Source organism: Bradyrhizobium sp. T-12 (assembly GCF_058314695.1).
The window spans coordinates 6,539,397-6,560,090 of the sequence record NZ_CM177756.1; the positions used below are offsets into that span (position 1 = coordinate 6,539,397).

17 protein-coding genes, 1 tRNA gene and 1 pseudogene are annotated in these 20,694 nt (G+C 63.8%); 12 read left to right on the forward strand and 7 right to left on the reverse strand.

Annotated features, from left to right (window positions below):
* On the forward strand, window positions 1-1,113 hold the full coding sequence (locus AC0WRY_RS31185) for an ABC transporter permease (protein WP_491123519.1): 1,113 nt from the start codon (window positions 1-3) through the stop codon (window positions 1,111-1,113).
* 16 nt (window positions 1,114-1,129) lie between these two features.
* On the opposite strand, the gene AC0WRY_RS31190 is transcribed toward AC0WRY_RS31185, so the two are convergent.
* The 3 genes from AC0WRY_RS31190 to AC0WRY_RS31200 form a co-directional block, all read right to left on the reverse strand.
* Window positions 1,130-1,618 (reverse strand): DUF2059 domain-containing protein, encoded by a 489-nt coding sequence (locus AC0WRY_RS31190; protein WP_491122281.1) that lies wholly within the window; start codon window positions 1,616-1,618, stop codon window positions 1,130-1,132.
* A gap of 25 nt (window positions 1,619-1,643) precedes the next feature.
* Entirely contained in the window at window positions 1,644-2,861 is a 1,218-nt protein-coding gene (locus AC0WRY_RS31195) for an OpgC domain-containing protein (protein WP_491122282.1), read from the reverse strand.
* Window positions 2,862-3,163: 302 nt separating this feature from the next.
* Complete coding sequence (locus tag AC0WRY_RS31200; protein ID WP_491122283.1) at window positions 3,164-6,220, reverse strand: ATP-binding protein; 3,057 nt, start codon at window positions 6,218-6,220, stop codon at window positions 3,164-3,166.
* A gap of 279 nt (window positions 6,221-6,499) precedes the next feature.
* Here AC0WRY_RS31200 and AC0WRY_RS31205 point away from each other — a divergent pair, with 279 nt between their 5' ends.
* Window positions 6,500-6,994 carry a hypothetical protein gene (locus AC0WRY_RS31205; RefSeq protein WP_491122284.1) on the forward strand — a complete coding sequence of 165 codons (495 nt, stop codon included), beginning with the start codon at window positions 6,500-6,502 and terminating at the stop codon, window positions 6,992-6,994.
* A gap of 30 nt (window positions 6,995-7,024) precedes the next feature.
* Window positions 7,025-7,605: pseudogene (locus AC0WRY_RS31210) on the forward strand (MATE family efflux transporter); the annotation flags it as partial.
* Between the two features lie 169 nt (window positions 7,606-7,774).
* On the opposite strand, the gene AC0WRY_RS31215 reads toward AC0WRY_RS31210, so the two are convergent.
* On the reverse strand, window positions 7,775-8,671 hold the full coding sequence (locus tag AC0WRY_RS31215) for an alpha/beta fold hydrolase (RefSeq protein WP_194404553.1): 897 nt from the start codon (window positions 8,669-8,671) through the stop codon (window positions 7,775-7,777).
* 264 nt (window positions 8,672-8,935) lie between these two features.
* Window positions 8,936-9,012, reverse strand: a tRNA-Met gene (locus tag AC0WRY_RS31220).
* Between the two features lie 370 nt (window positions 9,013-9,382).
* Here AC0WRY_RS31220 and AC0WRY_RS31225 point away from each other — a divergent pair.
* Window positions 9,383-10,759 (forward strand): coniferyl aldehyde dehydrogenase, encoded by a 1,377-nt coding sequence (locus AC0WRY_RS31225; protein ID WP_491123520.1) that lies wholly within the window; start codon window positions 9,383-9,385, stop codon window positions 10,757-10,759.
* Between the two features lie 161 nt (window positions 10,760-10,920).
* Window positions 10,921-12,519: a GMC family oxidoreductase gene (locus AC0WRY_RS31230; RefSeq protein ID WP_491122285.1), complete on the forward strand. Its 1,599-nt coding sequence runs from the start codon at window positions 10,921-10,923 to the stop codon at window positions 12,517-12,519.
* 231 nt (window positions 12,520-12,750) lie between these two features.
* Here the strand turns inward: AC0WRY_RS31230 and AC0WRY_RS31235 are convergent, their stop codons facing one another.
* Window positions 12,751-13,512, reverse strand: coding sequence for an SDR family oxidoreductase (locus tag AC0WRY_RS31235; protein ID WP_211415794.1), 762 nt, complete (start codon window positions 13,510-13,512; stop codon window positions 12,751-12,753).
* Between the two features lie 130 nt (window positions 13,513-13,642).
* Between AC0WRY_RS31235 and AC0WRY_RS31240 the strand changes: the two genes are divergently transcribed.
* Together AC0WRY_RS31240 and AC0WRY_RS31245 are read left to right on the forward strand one after the other, a co-directional pair.
* Entirely contained in the window at window positions 13,643-14,155 is a 513-nt protein-coding gene (locus AC0WRY_RS31240; RefSeq protein WP_194404557.1) for a CvpA family protein, read from the forward strand.
* A gap of 125 nt (window positions 14,156-14,280) precedes the next feature.
* The gene (locus AC0WRY_RS31245) at window positions 14,281-15,063 is read left to right on the forward strand and encodes an SDR family oxidoreductase (RefSeq protein ID WP_491122286.1); all 783 of its coding nucleotides are present in this window, start codon (window positions 14,281-14,283) and stop codon (window positions 15,061-15,063) included.
* Between the two features lie 144 nt (window positions 15,064-15,207).
* Here the strand turns inward: AC0WRY_RS31245 and AC0WRY_RS31250 are convergent, their stop codons facing one another.
* Entirely contained in the window at window positions 15,208-15,684 is a 477-nt protein-coding gene (locus AC0WRY_RS31250) for a DUF3775 domain-containing protein (RefSeq protein ID WP_194404559.1), read from the reverse strand.
* A gap of 114 nt (window positions 15,685-15,798) precedes the next feature.
* Here AC0WRY_RS31250 and AC0WRY_RS31255 point away from each other — a divergent pair, with 114 nt between their 5' ends.
* From AC0WRY_RS31255 to AC0WRY_RS31275, 5 genes are all read left to right on the forward strand, one after another.
* A complete protein-coding gene (locus AC0WRY_RS31255) occupies window positions 15,799-16,647 on the forward strand; it encodes an MBL fold metallo-hydrolase (protein ID WP_491122287.1) in 849 nt (282 codons plus the stop codon).
* Window positions 16,648-16,891: 244 nt separating this feature from the next.
* Entirely contained in the window at window positions 16,892-17,734 is an 843-nt protein-coding gene (locus tag AC0WRY_RS31260) for a fumarylacetoacetate hydrolase family protein (RefSeq protein WP_194404561.1), read from the forward strand.
* Between the two features lie 156 nt (window positions 17,735-17,890).
* A complete protein-coding gene (locus AC0WRY_RS31265; protein ID WP_194404562.1) occupies window positions 17,891-18,502 on the forward strand; it encodes a glutathione S-transferase family protein in 612 nt (203 codons plus the stop codon).
* 14 nt (window positions 18,503-18,516) lie between these two features.
* The gene (locus AC0WRY_RS31270; RefSeq protein WP_491122288.1) at window positions 18,517-19,386 is read left to right on the forward strand and encodes an MBL fold metallo-hydrolase; all 870 of its coding nucleotides are present in this window, start codon (window positions 18,517-18,519) and stop codon (window positions 19,384-19,386) included.
* 122 nt (window positions 19,387-19,508) lie between these two features.
* Window positions 19,509-20,657 carry an alpha/beta fold hydrolase gene (locus AC0WRY_RS31275; RefSeq protein ID WP_491122289.1) on the forward strand — a complete coding sequence of 383 codons (1,149 nt, stop codon included), beginning with the start codon at window positions 19,509-19,511 and terminating at the stop codon, window positions 20,655-20,657.
* The last annotated feature ends 37 nt before the right edge of the window (window positions 20,658-20,694 follow it).

The window sequence follows — 20,694 nt, forward strand, 5'->3', positions numbered from 1 at the left end:
ATGCGCATCGACAACGTGCTCCAGCTCGGCATCAAGGAACTGCGCGGCCTCGTCCGCGACCCCATGCTGCTCGTGCTGATCGTCTATTCCTTCACGCTGGCGGTTTATGCCGGCGCCAAGGCGCTGCCGGAAACGTTGAACCGCGCCACGATCGCGATCGTCGACGAGGACCATTCGCCGGTCTCGACCCGCATCGAGATGGCGTTCACGCCGCCCTATTTCTCCAAGCCGCGCCTGATCTCGCAATACGAGATGGACCGGAGGATGGACGCCGGCCTCGACACCTTCGCGCTGGACATCCCGCCCCACTTCCAGCGAGACCTCCTGGCACGTAAATCACCCACCATCCAGCTCAACGTGGATGCAACGCGAATCTCACAGGCGTTCAACGGCGGCGGCTATGTCGAGCAGATCGTCGGCGCGGAAATCGCCGAATTCCTGGCGCACACACGCGATGCCCAGACCGTGCCGATCGAGCTCGCGCTGCGGGCGCGCTTCAATCCGGAGCTGAAGAAATCCTGGTTCGGCGCCATCGACCACGTGATCACCTCGATCACGATGCTCTCGATCATCCTGACCGGCGCGGCGCTGATCCGCGAGCGCGAGCACGGCACGATCGAGCACCTCCTGGTGATGCCGGTCACGCCGCTGGAGATCATGGTGAGCAAGGTGTGGTCGATGGGCGCCGTGGTGCTGGTCGCCTCCGCGCTGTCGATCGCCTTGGTGGTCAAGGGATGGCTGCAAGTCACGATCGACGGGTCGCTGGCGCTGTTCCTCGTCGGCGTCGCGCTGCAGCTGTTTGCCACCACCAGCATGGGCATCTTCCTTGCCACCGTCGCCGGCTCGATGCCGCAATTCGGGCTGCTGCTGATCATGATCCTGCTGCCGCTGCAAACCTTGTCGGGCAGCATGACGCCGCGGGAGAGCATGCCGCAATTCGTCCAGGACATCATGCTGGCGGCACCCAACACGCATTTCGTGATGCTCGCCCAGGCGATCCTGTTCCGCGGCGCGGGCCTGGAGGCGGTATGGCCGCAGCTCGTCGCGCTTGCGGTGATCGGCGGCGTCTTCTTCGTGATCGCGCTGCGCCGGTTCCGTGCATTTCTGGCGTGAGACGCGCGGTGCGGCTTTAGAGCTTGTGGCCCTTCTGGCGCAGCGCCTCGATCAGGCGCTGCTTCAAGTCGTCGGCGGCCTTCTGGCTGACGTCCTGGCCGATCTGCGCACTCGCCTGCGCCAGCGCATCCGACTTCTCCAAAAACTTCTTTCCGGCCGGCTGGGCATAGAACGCCTCGATCTGGCGCAACTCGTCCACGCTGAAGCTCTGGGCGTAGAGCGCCGCGACCTGGTCGATCATCGATGCCAGCAACGGGGCGTAGACCTCGGAGCCGGGCGCCGTCATCGCGTCGTAGTCCCGCTCGATCTCCGGCCGATCCTGCGCGACCACCGGCCGGAGCCTGAGCAGGAGCTGCGGTAATTGCGCGCGATACTGGTCCGCGATCCTCAAGGTGAGGACGAGCTTGCGCGCCGCGCTCATCGCCTCGGGTGCGGGTGCTTGCGCCGAGGCGCCGCAGACCAGGAGCAGGAGGACGCCGGCGATGGTCAACACGCGTCTAGACATGGATATCTCCGTGGGCTGGCGATGCTCAATGCGCCGCGGGCGCGGCGGCGGTGGTCGTCGCCGGCGCGCTGTCCAGGGCGGCCTCGTCCTCTTCGACCTCGGTCACCTTCACGAACAGGTTCGGCACGCGCTTGGCCCGGTCGAGCAGCCAGGCCGCGCCGGTCATGATGACGATGCCGAGGGCGGAGACGGCGAGTTGCTCCCAGATGCCCCTGCTGTACTGCGTCAGGATCCAGTGCGCCGAGAACGACAGGAAGACGCCGAGGCAGAAGATCGGCAGCGAGTGCTGGCCGCAGAGGATGATCGGGCGCAGCCAGACCCCATGCAGCGCGCGCCATTTGCGCGAGATGAGGTGAGTGACCCAGATCGCCAATGCGAGAAAATGCGTGAAGCGCAGCATGTCGAGATCGGTCTTGTCGATCGGGTAGATCGACTTGATCATCCATTTCGGGATCAGGGCCTCGAGCGCATGGAGATGCCAAGTCATCACGATGAGGAAGGCGAAGACGAGCCAGGCCGCCGCCAGCACCATCGCCGTCCTCGACCAGACCCATTTGGAGATCGTGTCGATCTGTCCGATGCCGCACCAGGCCGCGAACACGAACATCAGCTGCCAGCAGAACGGGTTGAAGTACCAGGTCGTGCCGGGCGGGTAGGAGGCGATGTTCCAGTTGAACCAGCGCGACAGGACGTAGAGCAGCACGGACGCGGCAAGCGTCAGGTTGGGCCGGCGTACCAGGCACCACACGACGAAAGGCGAGGCGACCACCAGCGCGATGTAGAGCGGCAGCACGTCGAGATTGACCGGCTTGTATTTCAGCAGGATGGCCTGCCCGATCAGCTCGTCCGGATGCGACAGGAAATTGAAGACGTTGAACTCGTGCGCGTACATCGGATTGTCGAAGCGGCGCACGGTTCGGGCGATCTGCGCCGTGAACAGCAGGAACAGCATGATGTGGGCGACATACAATTCAAGCGCGCGCCGCCACAGCCGCTTGAGGGCCGCGAGAAACCAGCCGCCCGCGACGACAGGCCCGTAGATCCAGCCGACCAGGTAGCCCGAGATGAACACGAAGAACTCGGCAGCGTCGCTGAAGCCGTAATTGCGCAGCGTCAGCCAGGCCACGACGTCCTGCGGGATGTGGTCGAGGAAGATCATCCACAGGCCGATGCCGCGGAAGAGATCGAGCCGCAGGTCGCGCTCGACCGGCGACAACAGAGCTGACTGGTCCCGAGTGATCATGGCCCCGCCTCTCCCGCTGGGCGTCGCGCCATCGCGGCGCCGGCAAAATGGATGCTAAAAAGAATCTCGCAAAAGTCACCTGGCCCTGCGGCCGGGGGCCGACGGTAGCCCAGCTTGGCCTTGGTGCAAGGGCTCTGCGGGCCGTCCCTCAGCGCAGCCGCCGACACGGCACCTGATCAAAATGCCGAAAAACAACCCCATGCACAGTAGCTAACTCATTGTACCACCTGCGAGATTTATCCGGCATTTTAAGCCAAAGGCCGATCCGGGGCGGCCCTGTGCGGACTTGGCCGGGAGCAGCTTCAGATCAACTCGCCGCCGCGCGCCAGCACCTCGTTCAGCATCGCCTCGGCCTTGCGCTGCAGCGGCTGGGCGCCGCTTTCGGACGCGATCGCGATCGTCCCGCGCAAGGACGCGAGGATGGCCGCCCTGTTGTCCTCGGAGGTCACGGGCGTCACGACGGCTTCGCCGAACAGGGCCTCGGCCTCGAGGCCCGAAAACCCCTGCTGGCGCGCGGTGTTGCGCGCCTCGCGCAGCATGTTCTGCGCCGCCTGGACGTCGCCGAGGCGGCAGGTCGCCAGCGCAAGATAGATCGAGCTGCGCAGCACCGCCGAGGTATAGCCGACCGCCTTGGCCTCCTCGCGCGCCTCGGTCAGCATGCTGCGCGCCCGGTCGAACAGCCCCTGCTCCAGATAGGCCATGCCGAGGTGGCAGGCGAGCACTGGCACGAACAGCCGGATGCCGTGCTTCTGCGCCAGGACGAAACCGTCTTCGAGAATGGCGGCAGCCGCCGCCGGGTCGCCCCGGCCGAGCATGAGCCAGCCGCCGCTATAGGCGGCGGCGACGCGGTCATACGGGCGCGCGGTCTCCTCGGCGATCGCGGCCGCCTGTTGCTGGAGCTGCTCGGCGGCGGCGAGCTGCCCCATGACGGTATGGGTGAAGCTCTTCATCATGCAGCAGAGGAGGAGTGTGTATTTCGGGGGCGTGGCGAAAGGCGCAGCCTCTTCCATTCCCATGAGATGAACACGGGCCCGCGCGAATGTCTGCTCCGCCTCGCGATAACGCCCCGCGAGAAAATACGCTTGGCCAAGATTGTATAGTGCAAGGTTGCGCCACCCCGGATTAGCTGTCTCCTCGGCAAGACCGACAACCTCCTCACCGAGCGCAACGGCTTCGGTGGGTGTTCCGTAGAAGTTTTGCCCGCCGGCCATGACGGTCATGGCGGCAACCTTCCTGCCAACGTCGTCGATCTCGCTGGCCCTGCACTCGGCTTCCTTTCCCAGATCGACCCATTCAGCGATCCGACCGGACCAGATAAACGCCATGCGCGCTTCCATGCGGAGATCGATGGCATTTGTCTCTCGCGGACGCGTCAGCGGAGTCTTGTCCAGCGAACTCATCGCCGTCTGGAAATAATCGACTGCATCGGCATATGCGGAGCGCAAGAGGCACTTTTGTGCGGCGCTTCTCCCGTAGCTGAACGCCTTCGGCCAGTCTTTGGCACGCACCGAGTGATAACAGAGTGCGTCGGGATCATCTCTCAATGTTTCGTCGCTTTCGAAAGCAGCGAGAATGCGCGCATGGACGCTCTCGCGCACCTTTGCGACCATCGATTCATAGGTTACTTGGCGAACCATTTCATGCCGAAACTCAAGCGAGTACTCGAGGTCGCTATCGATCCGGACGAGAAGCTCAGCGCGGTCGAGCGCCGCGAGGCAATCCTCAAATGCATTTCCAGGTAACTCCGAAACCTTCTGTACGACCGCTTCTTTCGACCGCGGCCCCAACGCGGCGGCCACCTGCAAGACGAGGCGCTCCTGTCTCGACACACGATCCAGCCGCGCCGCAATCACGCCTTGGATGCTCGCGGGGATACCCAGTTCTTCGATGGGACGAACGAGAGCCAGGTCTCCCCACTGGCCGCGCAGCGTACCGTTATCTTTCAGGCCCCGGCAGACCTCCTCGAGGAATAGTGGGACATTGGCCGTGTGAGAAATGATCCGATTCTTCAAGTCGGCGTTTGTCGCGGATGTGCCAAGCATATCCGCCAGCATCGCCAAACCCGAATCATCGTCCAATGGGCGCATCGCGATCACCTCAGAGCGACAACGCGCGATCCATTCCGGCATTCCGTTCGCACGACTCGTGAGAAACACGAAGAGATTGGGCGCCTGGAGCGACGCAATGGCAGCAATAACGTTGTCGCTGGCTCGATCGACCCAGTGCAGGTCCTCGATGAGAAGAACGGCAGTCTTGCGTCGCGCCACGCTTTCCACGATAGCGCAGCTTGCCTCGGAGATCGCACGACCGCGCGCGTATGGCTCCAATTCGCTCCAACGCGGATCGGAAATGGGTAAGTCCAACACCGCATCGATTGCAAGCCGATGAACCGTCGACAAATCCGCTCGGGGATCTCCTAGGCGATCCGGGTCTTTTGCGACGGCCTCCAAGGTAGAAAGCACCAGGCGTTTCAGCGTGCTGAACGGCGCCCCCTGAAGATTAGGGCTGCATTCGGCGTCCAGTAGCAACCAGCCATTGGCCCGAAGGTCCTGCACGAATTCGTGTGCAAGCCGCGATTTTCCGATGCCGGCATCACCCATCAGCAGGACAGTCTGCCGGGTAGCGGCAACCCTTTCCGCGGCATGCCACAGCAGAGCCCGCTCAGTTGTGCGATCAACAAACCGGGACATGCTGCGCGCACGCCGCACCCGCCAGCTCGAAAGATCGCTCGCTCCAACAATGCGATACACAGGCAGAGCTTCGCTGAAGCCACGCAAGCTCTTGCGGCCGAGAAAGTCAAAGCGAACGTGCCCGTCAGCTAGCTTTTGGCAGGCTTCGGACACATAGATCTGGTTTGCCTCTGCCGCCGACTCCAGCCGCGCGGCGAGATGCTGAGCTGCGCCACCAATCTCGTAGACCTTGGAAAACTCGCTGGAGACCATGTAGGCCACCACATGACCCGAGTGGAGGCCGACCCGGACTTGAAGTCCGGGATCGCCAAGGCTGCCTACACGCCGGACCAGCTCGATCGCCGCGTGGCAGGCCAAGGGTGCGTGGTTGTCGTTCGCGATCGGGGCGCCAAAGACCGCCGCCAATCCGTCCCCCAACTCCTTGCTAACAATACCGCCAAACTGACGTACCGCGGCCCTCATTGCCGCCAGCGCCGGCTCAAGGCGCGAAACGGCCGCCTCCGGTTCTAATTCGGCAACAAGACCCGTGGAGTCGACGACATCGGCTCGCAGGATCGTCACAAAACGACGTTCGCTATCCGGATCGGCCTGCTTACGCACTGCGGCTCCGCACTTGGAGCACCAGCTATCGTCCGGATCAATCGCCGACTGACATGCGAAGCAATGCATTCCTGCGCCTCAAAGGTCGCGGCCCTTCTGTCGACCAGAATCCACCGGCAACTTTCGACAACAATACCTATCAAGAACCGCTTAGCAATCGGACTCGCTCCTCCTTCCGCGGGCACGGTGCAGTTGGCAATCTGGACGAAACACAGTCCTGAGTGGTAGCGTGGGTCATCCCAGCAAAGATGGGGCACATTTTCGACGGCGCGGTCGGCCAGATAGATCAGCGCCGCCGGAGTTGTATGTATTTTGGCAAAGCCAAGGAAATATTGAGGGATAAAGGCGATGGGCTCGAGAACTTACACCGGCGCGTCATTCAAAGATTTGATGAACGACAATTATTTCCCCCTGGAAAACATGCAGAGAAGCGTGGACGTCCTGAAGGCGTCGCCGGACATTCATCTACCGACCGTGGAGTATGGCCAGTACCATCTGATCCTGACGCCTGCCGACAGATGGCCGGATGGGAGCGCAGCCTATTGGCACAAGGAGAAGGGCCGGGCTCGCGTCGATCTCAGCACCCAGCCGAACTGTACGCCGCTTTCCAACGACGAGCCCGGCGTCATTCCGCTAACCCGCTGCGATCTGCTCGATGCCAGCGTCCGGAAGTGCTTCAATTCCGAGCCGCCGATCCCGATGAAGACCAATATCATCACCCATGCGGCCAGCGACGCCTACGCGAACAGGCACGAGATCCGGCTGAAATGGGAATATGCCAACGGCGATGACAAGGCGCCGACGCTGCTCTATCTGACGATGGTCTGCCCCTACAGGGATTGAACGCTCGTCAGCCAGGAAAGGAAAGGTCCGTTGCTGCCGCCTACGCAATCAGCCGCGAATCCGCTGCTCGACGGACCGATCCTGCCTACCTTGCTCTCGCTGGCCTGGCCGAATGCCATCGCGTTCTCGGCCGGACGCTGGTCGTAATCGCCGAAACCTCCTACATCGGCCGGCTCGGGGTTGAATCGCTGGCCGCGAGGGCGCTGATGCTTCCCTGCGTGATGCTGACCATGAGCATGTCCCACGCGGCCATGGGCGGCGGAGTGTCATCGGCGATCGCCCGTGCGCTCGGTGCGGGTGACCGCGACCGTGCCGAGAGCCTCGCCACCCACGCGCTTCTGATCGCCGTCTTGTTCGGCCTGGTCTTCATGCTTGACATGCTGGCCGGAGGCCCGCGGCTGCTGGAATTGCTGGGCGGTCGCGGCAACGTGCTGGCCCAGGCCATCGCTTACAGCCATATCTATTTCGGCGGCGCGGTGCTGATCTGGCTCGTGAACATCTTGGCGAGCATCCTGCGCGACACCGGCAACATGAAATTGCCGTCGCTGATGATCGTCAATTCGGCCATCGGTCAGATTATCCTCGGTCGCACGCTTGGCCTCGGCCTGGGGCTGCTCAACCTCACCATGGTCTGTCCCTACGCGACCAAATCGCGGAAGGCGGAGACCTCGGCAGAGGCGCGGCAGGAGCACTCCGAGACATAAGCTGCGTCTTCGCGACGTCACGTTCTGATGGGCGCGGGCCGATGCTTTGTCGGCCCGCGCTTTTGTTGTGTGGTGCCTATTGCCTGCCGAAAAACCGGTGCAATTCGTTCGCGGTCTGCTGCGGAAGCTCCTCGGGGAAGAAGTGCCCTCCATCAAGCGGCTTGCCTTGCAAATCATCGGCCCAGGCCCGCCACACGCCTAAGGGACCTCCCTCGCTCGCGTACCAGGAATTCAACGGGCCGCGGCCGCTCCAGAGCACCAGGACGGGGCAATCGATGCGGCGGCCGGAATTGCGATCCGCCAGATCGTGCTCGTGATCGATGGTCGCCGCCGCGCGATATTCCTCGCAGATCGCATGAACATGCGCCTCATCGCGCAACGCCTCGACATAGGCTGTGCGGACGGCCGGGCTGAAACTGTCTGCCGTCGATCCCCAGCCATGGAGCGCATTGTCGACGACGGCATCGGGCGCTGCGGACAGGAGTCGCTCGGGAAGAGGTTCAGGCTGCGCGAGCAATGACCAGGGCCAATAGCCGACCGCCAGCTTCTTGTCGGCGCGCTCCCAGGCATCGGCGATCGGAACGACGTCGAGGACGGCGAGATGCTCGACGCGTTCGCCATGGTCGAGCGCCAGCCGATAGGCAACACGGCCGCCGCGATCATGGCCCGCAACCGAGAAGCGGTCGAAGCCAAGCCTCGCCATGACGGACGCCATGTCCTTGGCCATTGCACGTTTCGAATATGGCGCGTGATCCGAACTGGAGGGCGGACAGGTGCTGCGCCCATATCCGCGAAGATCGGCGCAGACCACGGTGAAGTCCCGTGCGAGCAGCGGCGCAACGCCGCGCCACATCAGGTGGGTCTGGGGAAATCCGTGCAGCAGGAGAAGCGCCGGACCCGAGCCGGCCCGGCGTATGAAAATCCGCGCTTCCTCCGCCTGCACATCGGCGGCCTCGAAATTCTCGAAGTTCATGGGAGCGGCCCTTCCGAACGATGACAGCCGGAAAGCGAACGCCGGACGAATCCGGCAACAATGATGACGCGAGGATCGATATTACGTTCCCTCGCTCATGCCATGCTGCTCGGACGACGCACGCCAACGCGGCATCGACGCCGGTGGACCGCTGGCCTCTCATGCTCCGTGCAAAATCGGGTGCGGCGCTGCGGCGTATGACCCAAACAAAAATGGCCCGCGTCAAGCGGGCCATTTTCATATCGGAACCGGTCATTCCGAATTTGGTTGCGGGGATAGGATTTGAACCTATGACCTTCAGGTTATGAGCCTGACGAGCTACCGGGCTGCTCCACCCCGCGTTAAACACTTGCTTTGCCTTCGGTTAAATCCTGGGGACGATCGGTTGAGGCCGGCGCTGTTCGCGTGGCTTGTCTCGTCCGTCCCAAAGGCTTCCTTGGAAGGCAACCCCGGGGCAAAAGCCCGTCGGGTGCGGGGCGTATGTATCAAGGCGGGCTGGCTTTGGAAAGGGCTGCGGGAACGTTTTTTTCGACTTTATGACAGGGCAAGCGACCGATTTCCGCTGTATTCCCCACGCTCTTGCCAGAAGTTCCACAAAGAGCCAGCTTGCGGCAACAAGATGAGGGCCGAACGCGCCCTCGAGGGAGGAACGCCGTGGACAAATCCCTGACGAGCGCCCCGGCCGGAGCGCTGGAGGAGGCCTTCCACGCCATGGTCGCGCGGTCGCGGGACGAACCGACACCCGGGCTTGCCGAGCGGCTCGACCGGCTGGCGCGGCTGCGCAGCCTGGTCGCCGACAATGAGGAGCGGTTCCGGCAGGCGATCTCGGCCGATTTCGGCCACCGCTCGGCCGTCGAGACCACCATCGCCGAGACCATGCTGCTGTACTCCGAGATCCGGCATGCCACAAAGCACCTGAAGAGCTGGATGGCGCCGCAGCGGGTCGCGACCGCGCTGCAATTCCTCCCCGCCCGCAACCGCCTGATGCCGCAGCCGCTCGGCGTCGTCGGCATCATCGCGCCGTGGAATTATCCGCTGCAGCTCACGCTCGCGCCCGCGATCGGCGCGCTTGCCGCCGGCAACCGCGTCCTCATCAAACCGAGCGAGCTGACGCCGCATTTCGCTGCCCTGCTGAAGGAGACGATCGCCACGAGGTTCGATGCGACCGAGTTGCTCGTCACCGGCATCGAGGGCGGGATCGCGGAGGCCTTTGCGCGCCTGCCGTTCGATCACCTCGTGTTCACCGGCTCGACCCGGGTCGGGCGGCTGGTCGCGGAGGCCGCGGGGCGCAACCTGACGCCTGTTACGCTCGAGCTCGGCGGCAAGTCGCCCGCGATCATCGACGCCTCGGCCGACCTCGATGAAGCGGCCGAGCGCATCGCCTACGGCAAGCTGCTCAATGCCGGGCAGACGTGCATCGCGCCGGACTATGTGCTGGTGCCGGAGCCATCCTTGCAGGCTTTTGCCGAGAAGGTGCGCGCGCAGATGCGGCGGATGTTCGGCACCGATCCCTCCAACAAGGACTACACCTCGATCATCTCGGACCGGCATTATGCGCGGCTCGAAGGCCTGGTCGCGGATGCGGCGCAGCGCGGTGCCAAGATCCTGCAGCCGGCAAAGGCCGACGATCCGAACTGGAAGGCACACCGCAAATTCCCGCCGACGCTGATCGTCAATGCAAGCGAAGCGATGGCGGCGATGCAGGAGGAGATTTTTGGCCCGGTGCTCCCCGTTTTGGCTTATCGCGATCCGGCCGACGCGATCGCCTTCGTCAACCGTCGCGACCGGCCGCTCGCGCTGTACTGGTTCGGCAAGGACGGTGCCGCGCGGGACGAGGTGCTGGCGCGCACCGTCTCCGGCGGCGTCACCATCAACGACTGCCTGTTTCACTTCACGCAAATCAACCAGCCGATGGGCGGCGTCGGCGCATCCGGCACCGGCGCGTATCACGGCGAGTGGGGCTTCCGCACCTTCAGCAAGCTGAAGCCGGTGTTCTATCGCTCCAAGTTCAACCGCCTCGCCGACCTCTATCCACCCTATGGCGGCAAGATCGCGCGGCTGGAGAAGCTGATGCGGTTCATGTCGTAGGGGCGACGCAAATGGTGTCGTTCCGGGGCGCCTCCAAGAGGCGAGCTATGGTGCGCGATTGCGCACCTGAGAATCCATCTGACAATCACAATGCGGCCAAATGGATTCCGGGTTCGATGCTCCGCATCGCCCCGGAATGACGACAATGGGGGGAAACAACATTGACCGATACATTCGATTTCGTCGTCGTGGGCGCGGGCTCGGGCGGCTCAACCGTGGCGGGGCGGCTGTCGGAGGATGCGGGGACATCCGTCGCGCTGCTCGATGCGGGCGGACGCAACGATAGCTGGCGGATCACCACGCCATTCGGGCTTGCCCTGCCCTACAAGACGGCCAACTGGGCCTTCGATACCGTGCCGCAGAAGGGATTGAACGGCCGTATCGGCTATCAACCGCGCGGCAAGGGCCTCGGTGGCTCCTCGGCGATCAACGCCATGGTCTATATCCGCGGCCATAAATGGGACTACGACCACTGGGCCTCGCTCGGCAATGAAGGCTGGTCGTATGCGGACGTGCTGCCCTATTTCAAGCGCTCGGAGAACAATGCCGATTTCGACGGCGAATATCACGGCAAGGGCGGCCCGCTGCATGTCAACCGGCTGCGCACGGACAACCCAATCCATGACGTGTTCCATCAGGCCGCGCGCGAGGCGCAGTTTCGCATTCGCGAGGACTTCAATGGCGAGGGTCATGAAGGGCTCGGCAGCTACCAGGCGACGCAACACAATGGCGAACGCTGGAGCGCGGCGCGCGCTTATCTCGATCCCCATATGGGCAAGCGCGTGAATCTGCGTGTCGAGACCGGCGCGCACGCCACGAAGATCCTGTTCGAAGGCAGCCGCGCGGTCGGCGTCGAGTATGTGCAGGGCAAGCAGACAAAGCAGTTGCGCGCCCGCCGCGAGGTGATCCTCGCCTCCGGCGCCTTCCAGTCACCGCAATTGCTGATGCTCTCGGGTATCGGCGATGGCGACGCGCTCCGTACGCACGGCATTGGCGTCGTGCATCATCTGCCGGGCGTCGGGCGTAATCTGCAGGACCATCCGGATTTCGTGTTCGTCTATGCCTCCGACTATCCGCACTTCGTCCACGCCTCGCTCGGCCGGTTGCCGTCCCTGCTTCGCGCCATCCAGCAATACCGCCGTGAACGGCGCGGCCTGATGACCACCAATTTTGCCGAGTGCGGCGGCTTTCTGAAGACCCGGCCTGACCTCGACGTACCCGACATCCAGTTGCACTTCGTCATCGCGATGCTGGACGACCACGGCCGCAAGAAGCACAAGGAGGCGGGTTTCTCATGCCATGTCTGCCTGCTCAGGCCCAAGAGCCGCGGCAGCGTATGGCTGAAAAGCGCCGATCCGCTCGCGGCTCCCATGATCGACCCGAATTTCCTCGGCGAGGCAGAGGATCTCGAGGCGATGGTCGCAGGCTTCAAGACCACGCGGCGGCTGATGGAGACGCCGGCGCTGCGCGCGTTGCAGAAGAAGGACATGTTCACGTCCGGCGTGCGAACCGACGACGACATCCGCGCCATCCTGCGCGAGCGCGTCGACACCGTCTATCATCCCGTCGGCACCTGCAGGATGGGGACGGACGCGATGGCGGTGGTCGATCCGGCGCTGAAGGTGCACGGCGTCGAGCGATTGCGCATCGTCGACGCCTCGATCATGCCGACGCTGATCGGCGGCAACACCAATGCGCCGACCATCATGATCGGGGAGAAGGCGGCGGATATGATCCGGGGGGAGATGCGGGCGAGTTGAGCGATGGTGCCGCCTTGTGAAGTGCGAGGCTCCCACCTCGTCAACCGCGGTCGTCCCCGCGAACGCGGGGATCCATAACCACAGGGAGAAGTTGCGGCGCGAGGTGGTCACTCCGAAGTCCTCGCCAAACTACTCTTTGTGGCCATGGGCCCTGGATCTGCGCGCGCTTGAGGCGCGCTTGTCCGGGACGACAGCGGAGTGAAAATCGCCTGTTCGGAAGACGGGAGAAAATCAATTCAACAAGAACCCGCCGTCCACGGTCACCACACTCCCCGTCATGTAACGCGACGCCTGTGACGCCAGCAGCAGGATGGCGCCGTCGAGGTCGGACTCGGCGCCGACGCGGCGCTGGGGGATGCGCTTGGCGAGACGCTCGCCTGCCGGCGTCGACCAGAAGGCGTGGTTCATCTCGGTGTCGATATAGCCGGGTGCGAGCGCATTGATGCGGATGTTCTGGCCTGCGAGCTCCAGCGCCATCGCCTTCGTCGCCTGGATGATGCCGGCCTTGGAGATCGCGTAGGGCGACACCGCCTTCAACACGCCGGTGCCGAGCACCGAGGCGATGTTGACGATGTTGCCTTGCTGCTTGCGCGCGATCATGCGCCGCGCGATTTCGGTCGCCAGGAAATAAGCGCCCTTCAGATTGGCGCCGATCACGGCGTCCCAATCAGCCTCGGTCTGCTCGGTCGCGAGCTTCTCGATGGCGATGCCGGCATTGTTGATCAGCACCGTGACAGGACCGAGCGCCGCTTCCGCGGCATCCACGGCCGGCGCGATCGAGGCGGTGTCGGTAACGTCGAGCGCGACCGCCGCGGCGCGGCCGCCTTTGCCGCGGATTTCCTCTTCCAGGCTCTTCAGCTTGTCCGTCTGCCGCGCCGCGAGCACCACGGCCGCGCCATGTTCCGCCAGAACGCGGGCGAATTGCCGGCCGAGCCCCTGGCTCGCGCCAGTGACGAGGATGGTTTCTTGACTGACGTCGAATAGGCCTGACATGACGATTTCCTCGAACGAATCCCGCGCGTAGCCCCGAATTTTGGAGCCATCAATACAGACGATTTTATCGATCTGAAACCGGAATGATCGGACTTGCGTTCACTTGCTCCATCAAGGCAGGGTTGTGCTCATGAACAGTTTCGATCTCGCCGTCTATGCCGCACTCGCCATCGCGGTCGGCTTCGGCTTCAGGACCGGCCTGCTGCGCAGCGCCATGACCATCCTCGCCTATCTCCTCGCCGCGCCGATTGCGGTCGCGCTGATGCCGCTGATTGCGCCGCAGATTGCAGGCAACCCGAATTCACCGCTGCTGCAGAACTGGATCTGGTTCTTCGGCATCTTCGTCGTGGTCGGCATGCTGTTCGGGCATATCGGCCACATCACGCTGAACGATACCATCGGCGAGGCCGGCATCGGCGACCGGCTTGGCGGCGCCGCGCTCGGCGCCATCAGGGTCGGCCTCGTCGCCACCACGCTGGTGCTGGTGTTCGACCAGATCGTGCCGGCCAATCGCCAGCCGCCGTTTCTCGCCGGCTCGCATCTGCGGCCGCTGTTCTCCATGGCGGGGCAGATGGGCTTCAAGTCGCTGCCGCCGGAAGCGGCCTCCGCGATCGACCGCCTCAAGCAGGAGCGGCGGATCTAGAACGCATTTGCATCGCTGGCCCCCGGTGCATGCATTTTGATGCGAGCCCGTCCCTTATCAGCGGCGCGGCGATTGGCTAGAGTGCCGCCATCCAAAACCTGCCTGACATTTACGGGAGTGAAACAGTGGATCTTGGGATCAAAGGTCGCCGCGCCATCGTCTGCGCATCCAGCAAGGGCCTCGGCCGCGCCTGTGCCATTTCGCTGGCGGAAGCCGGCGTCGACGTCACGCTGACCGCGCGCGGCGCCGAAGCTTTGAAGAAGACCGCGGACGAGATCCGGAAAGCCTATCCTGACGTGAAGGTCACCGAGATCGTCGGCGACATCACGACGCCGGCGGGCCGCGAAGCCGTGCTGAAGGCATGCCCGGAGCCCGACATCCTGATCAACAATGCCGGCGGCCCGCCGCCCGGCGATTTCCGCAACTGGACCCGCGACAACTGGATCAAGGCGATCGACGCCAACATGCTGACCCCGATCGAGCTGATCAAGGCGACCGTGGACGGCATGATGGGGCGCAAGTTCGGCCGCATCGTCAACATCACCTCGGCCGCGGTGAAGGCGCCGATCGACATCCTCGGCCTCTCCAACGGTGCGCGCGCCGGCCTCACCGGCTTCATCGCCGGCCTGTCGCGCAAGACCGTGATCAACAACGTCACCATCAATGGCCTGTTGCCCGGCCCGTTCGAGACCGATCGCCTCACCAGTACCGCGAAGGGCGAAGCCGACAAGCGCGGCGTCACACCGCAGCAGATCCTGGCCGAGCGCGCCAAGCTCAACCCCGCCGGCCGCTTCGGCCAGCCCGACGAGTTCGGCTATGCCTGCGCCTTCCTGTGCGGCGCCAAGGCCGGCTTCATCACCGGGCAGAACATCCTGCTGGACGGCGGCGCGTTCCCGGGGACGCTGTGAGGCGTCGCGCCTGAAACGGCGCGATCCACGAAAGATCGTCATGCCCGGGCTTGTCCCGGGCATCCACGTTCTTTGCGCTGGGTAGGAAGACGTGGATGGCCGGGTCAAGCCCGGCCATGACGATGTGGGGGCGTCGGGTGCCCCTCAACGCTGTTTGGTCGGCTCATCCTCGTCCTGCTGACTCGGCCCGGACGAGTCGGCCGTCGTGCGCTCGTCGGTCCAGTCGATGCCGAATGCGTCGAGCCCGTCGGCGAGCAGATCGCCCAGCATGGGCTCGCCGAGCAGATAGTGCACGGTTTCGCGGCGCGGGCTGCGATACTCGGTGCGCGCCTCCGCCGCGCGTGCGCGCAAATCGCCCCATTCATCGATCGTGCCGTCGCCGCGACCAAGCCAGGTCAGCGCGACGAGATCGACCTGCTCGTCCTCGTTCAAGGCGATCATGAAGCTCCCGAGTTCTTGGACGACAGGATCAGAGCCGTCGTCCTCGAGGACATCGAGCGCATCGTCATCGCTCGGGTTCGAGCCGGAATCCGGATCGGAATCGCCCTCCTTGACGTCGAATTCGCGCGCCTTCTCGATGATGAAGGCGACCTTATCAGCGGAAATCGCAAGCTCTGGCATGGCTCCTCCTCCGGTTCCGGCGATAACGCCGCAGCGCGTCAGATGATCCATTGCGCATCATGGCGGAAACGACGCATGTTTCGCCACCAACGCGAGGAACATGGGAAACGCCGGATGCAATGGAAGGTCGGTCGGGTCAAAATCACGAAAGTGGTGGAGTTGGAGACGGTCGGCTCGACCCGCTTCATCCTGCCACTGGCGGGCCATGCAGAGATTCAGAAATTGCCTTGGCTGATCCCGCATTTCGCCACCGAAGAGGGCCGGCTGAAAATGTCGATCCATTCGCTGGTGGTGGAGACACCTTTGCGCCGCATCGTGGTCGACACCGGCCTCGGCAACGACAAACAGGGCCGCAATGTTCCGACCTGGAACAACCGCACCACGCCGTTCCTGGCGACGATGATGGCCGCGGGCTTTGCACCCGACAGCATCGACACGGTGCTGTGCACGCATCTTCATGTCGATCATGTCGGCTGGAATACGAAGCTGGTCGACGGCAAATGGGTGCCGACCTTTGCGAACGCGCGCTACGTCTTCGGCAAGACCGAATACGAGCACTGGCACGACCACTCCACCGAGCCGGACAAGCGGGCCGTGTTTGAGGATTCCGTGCAGCCGATCGTCGCTGCCGGCAGGGCCGATCTGATCCCGAGCGACCACCGGCTTTGCGAGGAGATCAGCATGATCCCGACGCCGGGCCACAGCCCCGGCCATATGAGCATTCTCATCCAGTCCGGCGGCGAGCAAGGCCTGCTCACGGGTGACGTCGCCCATCACCCCTGCCAGATGGCACATCTCGACTGGTCCTCGACCGCGGATTCCGACCAGGCGCAATCGGCCGAGACGCGGCGCGAATTGTTCGGCCGCTTTGCCGACACCCCGACGCTGGTGATCGGCGGGCATTTCTCGGCCGGGCACATCAAGCGGGACGGCGACGCGTTCAGGTTCGTGGCGCTGGATTAGGCCTCGTGCCCCGGATGCTGCGCAGCGCGAAGTGATGCGCTGCTAAGCCGGGGCCATGCTCGGGGCATTCTGGGTCCCGGCTGTGCGCCGCACCGCTGCGCTGCGCCGCGTCCGGGACACGAGACCGCCCTTGCCCACCGAATTGGGGGGCTGCAATGCGCCCCCTTTTCGGCGGTTGAATTTCCCGCCGCCCTGTTCCATGAAGCTGTTAACCGATCGGTCCAATCTCCAGGGAGAAACGAGAATGAAGCTTGTTCGTTACGGCGAGAAGGGTGCGGAAAAGCCCGGCCTGATCGACAAATCCGGCCAGTTGCGCGACCTGTCGGCGCATCTGAAGGACCTCACGGGCGAGGCCTATTCGCCGGAGAGCCTGAAGAAGCTGGCGGGCCTCGATCCTGCCTCGCTGCCTGCGGTTTCCGGCAAGCCGCGGTTCGGCGCCCCCGTCACCGGCATCTCGAAATTCGTCGCGATCGGCCTCAACTATTCCGACCACGCCAAGGAGACCGGCGCCGACATCCCGAGCGAGCCGATCATCTTCATGAAGGCCAACACCTCGCTCTCCGGCCCGAACGACGCTGTCGAGAAGCCGCGAGGCTCGACCAAGCTCGACTGGGAAGTCGAGATCGCCGCCATCATCGGCACCCGTGCGAAATACGTCTCGGAAGCCGACGCGCTGAACCACGTCGCCGGCTACTGCGTCTGCAACGACGTCTCCGAGCGCGCTTTCCAGATCGAGCGCCTGGGGCAGTGGACCAAGGGCAAGTCGCACGACACGTTCGGTCCGCTCGGACCGTGGCTCGCGACCAAGGACGAGATCAAGGACGTGCAGAACCTGTCGATGTGGCTCGACGTCAATGGCCAGCGCCGCCAGACTGGCTCGACCAAGACCATGATCTTCTCCATGGCCAAGTGCATTTCCTACGTCTCGCAGTTCATGACGCTGCTGCCCGGCGACGTCATCACCACGGGCACGCCGCCCGGCGTCGGTCTCGGCATGAAGCCGCCGACCTTCCTCAATGTCGGCGACGTCATCACGCTCGGCATCGAGGGCCTCGGCGAGCAGAGGCAGGAGATCGTGGCGGCGTAAGCTGCGCCTACACGCTCCGTCGTCATGCCCGGGCTCGACCCGGGCATCCACGTCTCACAGTCTTGCCACGCGGCGACGCGTGGATGGCCGGGTCGAGCCCGGCCATGACGGAGGAGACACCGTTCGTACAAGATCGATTGCAGGGATTGGTCCATCATGAAACTCTCCTTCTCCCCCGCCTCGCCCTTCGCCCGCAAGGTGCGCATCGCGGCGATCGAGCTCGGGCTGATCGACAAGATCGAATTCACGCCGGCGGCCGTCGCGCCGGGCACGGCCAATGAGGACTATTCGAAGATCACGCCGCTGAAGAAGCTGCCGGTGCTGATCACCAATGACGGCGACGTCATTTTGGATTCCTACGTCATCGTCGAATATCTCAACGAGATGGCCGGCGGCAGCCTGATCCCGGACTACGGCCCGCGACGCTGGAAGGCCAAGACCAATCACTCCCTGATCAACGGCATGCTCGATTCCATGCTGCTGTGCCGCTACGAGAAGATGGTGCGGCCGCAGGGCCTGCAATGGCAGGCCTGGTCGGACGACCATTGGAACAGGGCCTGGACCGGCATGGCGCGCTTCGAGAACATGCCTGAGGTGCTGAACGGCCCGTTCGACATCTCGCAGATCGGCCTCGTCTGCGTGCTCGGCTACGCCGACTTCCGCTTCGCCGATTGCGGCTGGCGCAAGGCCTATCCGAAGCTCGATGCCTTCCACCAGAAGATGCTGGAGCGGCCCTCCGTGAAGATCTCGGTGCCGCCGGCCGCATAATTGCTGGAGTTCTCATGAGCCTGAAGTTCTCGGTCGGCGATCTCACCATCCATCGCATCATCGAGCAGGAAACCTCGTTCGTCCCGGCACTGGAGATGCTGCCGGGACTGACGCCGGACGTGCTGGCCGAGAACCGGACGTGGATGCGCGAGGCGAAGGCGCTGGACGAACAGGACGTGCTGCTGCTGTGCTTCCAGTCTTACGTGGTGAAGACGCCGCATCATACCATTCTTGTCGACAGCTGCATCGGCAACGACAAGCCGCGGCCCAATCGCCCCAAATGGAATATGAAGACTGACGACACGTATTTGCGTGCTCTGGGTGCCGCCGGCTTCTCGGTCGATGACATCGACTTCGTGATGTGCACGCATCTGCATGTCGATCACGTCGGCTGGAATACGCGGCTCGAGAACGGCCGCTGGGTCCCGACCTTCCCTAAGGCGCGCTACGTCTTTGCCCGGCAGGAATTCGATCATTGGTCCGCGCAGAACACGAAGACGGAGATTCCCCCTTTCGTCGACAGCGTGCTGCCGGTGGTCGAGGCGAAACGTCACGAACTCGTCGGCAACGATCATGAGATCGGCGACCACGTCCGCATCCTGCCGACACCCGGCCACACGCCCGGCCATATCGCCATCACCATGGGCCGCGGCCGGGACGACGCCGTGTTCTCCGGCGACCTCATGCACTCGCCGCTGCAGACGCTCTATCCGGAGCTGTCGATCAAGTTCGACGTCGATCCCGCGGCTGCCGCGAAGACGCGACGCGGTTTCCTGGAACGCTATTGCGACACGGATACGCTGTGCTGCACGGCGCATTTCCCCTCGCCGTCGGTCGGGAAGATCCGACGTAAGGGCAATGCGTTCGTGTGTGAGGCGGTATAGCGAAGATGCAGTAGGGTGGGTTAGCCGAAGGCGTAACCCACCACTTCTGCCTCCTCGGAGACGGAAGAGGTGGGTTACGCTACGCTAACCCACCCTACGATAATGCCCGTGTGGAGAAACCTATGACGGCACTCCCCGACATCCCCCTGCCCGCCGGCATCCGCTCGCGTTATGTCGATGGCGTCAACGGCCTGCGCATGCATGTGCTGGAGGCCGGCTTCGAGGCCAAGGGGCGGCGCTGTATCCTTTTGCTGCACGGCTTTCCGGAGCTGGCCTTCTCCTGGCGCAAGGTGATGCCGGCACTGGCCGCAGCCGGCTATCACGTTATCGCGCCGGACCAGCGCGGCTATGGCCGCACCACAGGATGGAGCGCGGACTACGACGGCGATCTCACGCCGTTCTCGCTCCTCAACCTCGTGCGCGACGCGCTCGCTTTGGTGTCGGCATTCGGCTACAGGCACGTCGACGTCGTCGGGCATGATTTCGGCAGTCCGGTTGCGGCCTGGTGCGCGCTGATCAGGCCCGACGTGTTTCGCTCGGTGACGCTGATGAGCGCGCCGTTCGGCGGAGCGCCGCCGCTGCCTTTCAATACGGTCGATGCACCGGCCAAGCCTGCGATCGAAGACCCCGTGCATCGCGAACTCGCCGCGCTGCCGCGTCCGCGCAAGCATTATCAATGGTACTACGCGACACGCGCGGCCAACGCCGACATGCAGCACGCGCCGCAGGGCGTGCATGATTTCCTGCGCGCCTATTATCATCACAAGAGCGCCGGCTGGGCCGGCAACAAGCCGTATCCGCTGACATCGTGGTCGGCGAACGAGCTGGCGAAGCTGCCGACCTATTACGTGATGGACGCCGGCGAGACCATGGCCGAGACGGTGGCGAAGGAGATGCCTTCGCCGGCCGCGATCGCCGCCAACCAATGGCTGCCCGACAGCGATCTCGCTTTTTACAGCGCCGAATATGGCCGCACCGGATTCCAGGGCGGCTTGCAATGGTATCGCTACGGCACGTCGGGCACGTTGAACAGCGAGATGCAACTGTTCTCCGGTCGCAGCATCGACGTGCCCTCCTGCTTCATCTCGGGCCAGCAGGATTGGGGCACGTATCAGCGCCCCGGTGTGTTCGAGGCCATGCAGGGGCGCGGCTGCACGAAGATGCTCAGTTGCCATCTCGTCGACGGCGCGGGCCATTGGGTGCAGCAGGAGCAATCGGCCGAGGTTAGCCGGCTGCTGCTGGCGTTTCTCGCCAAAGCCGATACGGCTTGATTTGACCCGGGAACAACGGCCGCCTATATAGTTTAGA

Bases quoted from the DNA above. Each gene is read 5' to 3' on its own strand.
- AC0WRY_RS31205 (WP_491122284.1), top strand. From the start codon at position 6,500: ATGGGCTCGAGAACTTACACCGGCGCGTCATTCAAAGATTTGATGAAC.
- AC0WRY_RS31185 (WP_491123519.1), top strand. From the start codon at position 1: ATGCGCATCGACAACGTGCTCCAGCTCGGCATCAAGGAACTGCGCGGC.
- AC0WRY_RS31270 (WP_491122288.1), top strand. From the start codon at position 18,517: ATGAGCCTGAAGTTCTCGGTCGGCGATCTCACCATCCATCGCATCATC.
- AC0WRY_RS31215 (WP_194404553.1), bottom strand. From the start codon at position 8,671: ATGAACTTCGAGAATTTCGAGGCCGCCGATGTGCAGGCGGAGGAAGCG.
- AC0WRY_RS31190 (WP_491122281.1), bottom strand. From the start codon at position 1,618: ATGTCTAGACGCGTGTTGACCATCGCCGGCGTCCTCCTGCTCCTGGTC.
- AC0WRY_RS31235 (WP_211415794.1), bottom strand. From the start codon at position 13,512: ATGTCAGGCCTATTCGACGTCAGTCAAGAAACCATCCTCGTCACTGGC.
- AC0WRY_RS31200 (WP_491122283.1), bottom strand. From the start codon at position 6,220: ATGCATTGCTTCGCATGTCAGTCGGCGATTGATCCGGACGATAGCTGG.
- AC0WRY_RS31240 (WP_194404557.1), top strand. From the start codon at position 13,643: ATGAACAGTTTCGATCTCGCCGTCTATGCCGCACTCGCCATCGCGGTC.
- AC0WRY_RS31255 (WP_491122287.1), top strand. From the start codon at position 15,799: ATGCAATGGAAGGTCGGTCGGGTCAAAATCACGAAAGTGGTGGAGTTG.
- AC0WRY_RS31225 (WP_491123520.1), top strand. From the start codon at position 9,383: ATGGTCGCGCGGTCGCGGGACGAACCGACACCCGGGCTTGCCGAGCGG.
- AC0WRY_RS31265 (WP_194404562.1), top strand. From the start codon at position 17,891: ATGAAACTCTCCTTCTCCCCCGCCTCGCCCTTCGCCCGCAAGGTGCGC.
- AC0WRY_RS31275 (WP_491122289.1), top strand. From the start codon at position 19,509: ATGACGGCACTCCCCGACATCCCCCTGCCCGCCGGCATCCGCTCGCGT.
- AC0WRY_RS31195 (WP_491122282.1), bottom strand. From the start codon at position 2,861: ATGATCACTCGGGACCAGTCAGCTCTGTTGTCGCCGGTCGAGCGCGAC.
- AC0WRY_RS31250 (WP_194404559.1), bottom strand. From the start codon at position 15,684: ATGCCAGAGCTTGCGATTTCCGCTGATAAGGTCGCCTTCATCATCGAG.
- AC0WRY_RS31260 (WP_194404561.1), top strand. From the start codon at position 16,892: ATGAAGCTTGTTCGTTACGGCGAGAAGGGTGCGGAAAAGCCCGGCCTG.